The sequence below is a fragment of the Microcystis sp. M53598_WE2 genome, assembly GCF_030067735.1.
GTDB classification, from domain to species: domain Bacteria; phylum Cyanobacteriota; class Cyanobacteriia; order Cyanobacteriales; family Microcystaceae; genus Microcystis; species Microcystis aeruginosa.
This window is the reverse complement of record NZ_JASJFE010000586.1, coordinates 1-5,489: the sequence shown is the minus strand read 5'-3', so window position 1 is coordinate 5,489 and position 5,489 is coordinate 1. Positions and strand designations below refer to the sequence as shown.

Below are 5,489 nucleotides of genomic sequence, written 5' to 3'. Positions count from 1 at the left end.
TCTGAAATGGGGCGAAAGTCTGTGGACTCTGTGTAAGACAGTACATGGTTTTTTAACTGTGGTATGCGACGGTGGTGGAAGCAGAAACTTAAATCGTGAGGTTTAGGAATCGCCGCACTTTTAGGGCGGCGAGGATGTCAATGAGGTTCGCTCGTCCTCTATTTTGATCGCCGACTCGTGCAGTCATGTCTTTTTTTCTCTTAGCTGTTGAACCACCTGCCCTGATTAATACTGTAGCCGAACCGGAAACGGAGGAGCGCCAAGTTTCTGAAAATAGTCCCGCGTCAGTAATTCCCCTCCCTGTCACCCCAGCACCTCTAGAAGCAAAAAAGCCTTCAGAAGAGAGCGTTTCTATTCCCCTAACCGTCACTCCACCCCCGGAAACCGTCGAGGTAAAACCCTTGGTTCCCGATGAGGGTATTCCCCTAAAACCATTACCTAGCAGTGGGGGTGATGCGGCAGCTTTAGGAAAACCCCTTTCTGTCCAGAATTCTCCACCCCCCGCAGCCGTTGGTGTCACCATTCATCCCGAAACCGAGATAGTTTCAGGATTAAATCAAAAAGCTCTTAACCAGAAAAATGGCTCAACTCGGCTATTAGTGCGGAAAAAAGGCGAAAAAACCAGCCAAGAATACTTGATTTCCCTCAATAACGGCCTAGGTCAGGCCGCTAATCCAGAAGGGGAAAGACCCCTAGAATTAGTGGCCGATGAGCAGGAATTTGACCAAAATCGGCAGATTATCACCGCTAGAGGTAATGTCACCCTGCGTTTTGCCCAAAGTGTACTAACGGCTGATCGCTTACAGATTAATCTTCCCGAAAAGTTAGCGGTAGCGGAGGGCCAGGTGATCCTAACCCGGGGAGATCAAATCCTGCGCGGCGATCGCTTTGAATATTATTTCGTCCAGGATAGCGGTGTGGTATTTAATGCTAATGGGGAGATTTTTCAACCCAGCACCGCTAGGGATTTAGGACAAACGCTGCCCACGGATGTGGGGGCCGGTAGTTCTTTTGGAACCCTAACCGATCGTTTGGCATTAAATCAACCCTTGCAGAGAATCACCACGGGAGAGGGTTTTCAATTTGTTGTCGGGGGACAGGATCCCAGTCGGCGCGATCGACAGAATATTAGTAGTCCATCGGGGGGAACGATTAATCGTGTCCGTTTTCAGGCCGAACGCTTGAATTTTGATGGTAAGGTGTGGAATGCCACTAATGTGCGTCTGACTAATGACCCTTTTTCCCCTCCTGAGTTGGAAGTTCGGGCTAATTCCGCCACTTTTCGCAGTAGCGGCCCCTTTACCGATGAGTTGCGGATGAGTAATTCCCAGTTGGTTTTCGATCAACGGGTAGTGGCACCTACTTTTATTAATAGTCTCACTTTCGATCGCCGTCGTCGTCGTCCTTTTTTAATTGCTCCGGGCTATGATGGGGAGGATCGGGGCGGATTTTTCGTAGAAAGTCCCCTAACTTTAGTGGAGACACCGAAGACTCTTTTCGAGTTGACACCGCAATATTTAGTGCAAAAAGTCCTTAATCCCGATGCTTTTCCCTCAGCTAACCCTGGAGGTGGGGAAGTTTCGGCCCTTAGTCCGAAAGCTTTTGGTTTATTGGGCAATTTTGCCACTAATTTTGGCGAGCGCTCGTTTTTGCAAGCGACAGCTTCTTTTTCTAATCTAGATTTGGAACAGATCGAAAATAGTGTTCGTTCTAAAATTCGCTTTCAACAGACGATCGGACAGTTGCAGGATCCCTATCTGCTCAATGTGGAGTACAATTATCGCGAGCGTCTCTTTAACGGTTCTTTAGGGTTTCAGACGGTTAATAGCAGTTTTGGGGCAATTTTGACCTCACCGGTGATTGTCATCCCCAATACGGATATTAGACTCAGTTATCAAGCTTCTGTTCAGAATGTTAACGCACCCACCGATCGCAGTAATCTCTTAGCGGCCAATGCAACGGATAATGTTACTAATTTAAGCCGTTTTCAGGGCGCTGTCTCCCTCAATCGCAGTTTTTTACTCTGGTCTGCCCTTACTTTACCACCGACTCCCGACCAAGGTTTAAGATTTTCTCCTCTTCCCGTTCAACCCTATATTGCTATTGTCACTGGTGTCACTGGTGTCACTGGTTATTACACTAACGGAGAGACGCAAAATTCCGTCACGGGAACCGTGGGATTATTAGGACAGTTTGGGCGTTTTTCCCGCAATTTTTTCGACTATACCGGGTTTAATCTCAGTTTTAGTCAGGGTTTAGTCAACGGACAATCACCCTTTTTCTTCGATCGCTTTGTTGATCAACAAACAATGTCCTATGGTATAACTCAACAGGTATATGGTCCGATTCGCGTGGGTTTCCAGAGTATTTATAGTATCGATCAAGCTAAGGAAATCAGTACAGAATATTTTCTCGAATGGAGTCGTCGCACCTATAGTTTAATTTTGCGCTATAACCCCGTGCTGCAGTTGGGAATACTCAACATCCGCGTCTCCGATTTCAACTGGACAGGCAACCCCGGCTATTTTGAGGGCAGCGATGTCCGTCCAGTGGTGGATGGAGTAACCCGTTAAGCTGAGGAGACTCCGAGACAGGAGACTCCGAGACAGGAGAAGGGAGGGGTAATTATGAATGATGAATTATTGTGTAAGATGGTGATCGCACTACAACGCCCACCCTACTCCAATGGAAAGGCAAAAGATGACTACTACCCTTGAAAGCTTACAGGAATTTATTGATTTTTGTCAACAGCATATTACTGGCAAAGAAAGGAAAGAAGCTCAGATTTTCCTAGACCGTTTCTTTCGAGCTTTTGGTCATAAAGGTGCGTTAGAAGCGGGTGCAACCTATGAGGAGGCGATTACTAAAGGTAGCAAGAAAGGTAAAACCGGATTTGCTGATTTAGTTTGGAAACCTCGTGTTTTAATTGAAATGAAAAAGCGAGGAGAAGATTTAAGTAAGCACTATCCCCAAGCTTTTGAATACTGGAGTCGATTGGTTCCTAATCGCCCTCGCTATGTCTTATTATGTAATTTTGATCAGTTCTGGATTTTTGATTTTGATCTTCAAATAGATGAACCGGTAGATCGAGTAAATCTCAACGATTTGAAAAATCGGGTCAGTGCGTTCAATTTTATGGAAGTAGGGAATCGTACCCCTATTTTTCAGAATAATCAAGTCGAGATTACAGAAACGGCAGCGCGGCGGATGGGTGAGTTGTTTCAACTGTTAAAAAAACGCGGTCATAAAAGCGGTTTTGATGAGTTGACGGCCCAGCGATTTATTTTGCAGTGTGTATTAGCAATGTTTGCTGAGGATCGAGGATTATTACCGAGAGATTTATTTATTTATTGTGTACAAGAATGTCTAAATGGTGGCAATTCCTATGATGTCTTGGGGGGATTATTTCAACAGATGAACCAACCTGGAATTACCCCCACTGGCAAGTATCAGGGAGTGGATTATTTTAATGGGGGACTGTTTAGTATAATTCATCCGATTGAATTAACTAATAAAGAATTAGAGTTTCTGGATGTGGCGGCGCGTCAGGATTGGAGTAAGATCCGTCCGGCAATTTTTGGTAATATTTTTGAGGGGACGGCTAATGCTGAAGAGCGTCATACTTACGGGATGCACTTTACCTCAGAAGCGGATATTATGAAAATTGTTCGCCCAACTATTAGCCGTTACTGGGAGGAGAAAATTGAGCAAGCTGGGACGATTGGCGAGTTAAATACACTTCAGTTAGAATTACAGCAGTATAAGGTATTAGATCCGGCTTGCGGTTCGGGTAATTTTCTCTATGTTGCCTATCAAGAATTAAAGCGCATTGAACAGTTATTAATTGAAAAGATTGCTAACCGTCGTCGTTCTGCTAGTGACCAATTACAGATTAGTTTTGTTACGCCTAAACAGTTTTATGGTATGGATATTAATCCTTTTGCTGTAGAATTAGCGCGGGTGACTTTAATGATTGCCAGAAAGGTGGCGATTGATAGGTTTAATTTGACGGAAGCTTCTTTACCTTTGGATACTTTGGATAGTAATATTATCTGTGCTGATGCTTTGTTTACGGATTGGCAAAAAGCAGACGCAATTATCGGTAATCCTCCATTTTTGGGAGGGAAAAAGTTAAGGACAGAACTAGGAGATGAGTATGCAGAACAAATTTATCAAAAATTTCCTGATGTTCAAGGACAACCTGATTTTTGTGTTTTTTGGTTTAGAAAAGCTGCGGAAAATCTTGGAGAATTAGGAAGAGCCGGTTTAGTTGGTACTAATTCAATATCACAAGTTTCTGGGAGAAAAGCAAGCTTAGATTATGTAGTTAAGCAAGGTGGATTTATACATGAAGCGATTTCAACTCAGCCTTGGTCTGGTGAAGCTAATGTTCATGTTAGTATTGTTAATTGGAGTAAAGAAAGACCAAAAGAATTATTTCTAGATAATTTGTCAGTTAATTTATTATCTACTGCATTGAAATCTGAAATATCAGTAGATAATGCTACAAAATTGAATGTCAATAAAAACTTTTCTTTTGAATCTTGTGGTTTAAGAGGAAAAGGTTTTATTGTCACGAAGAAACAAGTGGATCAATGGATATTAGAAGATCCTAAAAATCAAGAAGTTTTAAAACCGATGATTGATGGTAAAAACTTGATTTATCCTTGGGAAGAACTGGATTGGGTAATTGATTTTCAAGGCATGAATATAGAAGAAGCTACAAATTATCAATCCCCCTTTGAAAGAGTTAGAATAGCCGTTAAACCTGAAAGAGATAAAAATCGTCGCGATTCCAGAAAAAAACATTGGTGGCGATTTGGTGAATATGCACCAAAAATGAGACAAGCTATATCTAAATTATCTTGCTATTTTGCCATTCCCAAAATCGCTAAATATATTGTTTTTTCTCCAGTTGATGTGTCCATACTTCCCTGTGAAGCAAATATGGTAATAGCCTCCGATGATTTCTACATTCTAGGAATTCTCAACTCAAAAATACATCGCCTCTGGGTAAAAGCTCAAAGTTCAACTTTAAAAGGCGATACTCGCTATACTAATACAACCTGTTTTGAAACCTTCCCTTTTCCCCAGACACCTTCACGGGAACTTGTCGAAAAAATCCGTCAAACCGCCAACGAATTACACGAATACCGCAGCCAACAGATGGAGAAAAAACAATGGGGAATCACCAAACTATATAACCAATTCTTTAACGAACCCAGTAGCCAACTGTATCAACTCCATCAGAAATTAGACAAGCTAGTAATGGAAGCATATCACTTCCAAGCTGACGACGACATCTTAGAGAAACTATTGGGACTTAAACGATCAACAAGAGTATAATAGAGTATAATCGTTATATAATAAGCACTTTACGTTGAAAGATCAGCGATGAAAGAGACAACCCCAGCCGCGATGCCCCCATGCTTTGACCGATGGTGTCGGCGGTTTGACAATTGCTTCAAAAACGAAGCGCAAAAAAACGG

Annotated in this window: 2 protein-coding genes; both read left to right on the top strand. The window is 42.6% G+C overall.

Annotated features, from left to right (window positions below; translation table 11 throughout):
• The first annotated feature begins 185 nt into the window (after nt 1-185).
• Nucleotides 186-2,573: a DUF3769 domain-containing protein gene (locus PX636_RS11890; protein WP_288117323.1), complete on the top strand. Its 2,388-nt coding sequence runs from the start codon at nt 186-188 to the stop codon at nt 2,571-2,573.
• A gap of 127 nt (nt 2,574-2,700) precedes the next feature.
• Entirely contained in the window at nt 2,701-5,346 is a 2,646-nt protein-coding gene (locus tag PX636_RS11885; RefSeq protein WP_288117321.1) for a DNA methyltransferase, read from the top strand.
• Nucleotides 5,347-5,489: the final 143 nt, after the last annotated feature.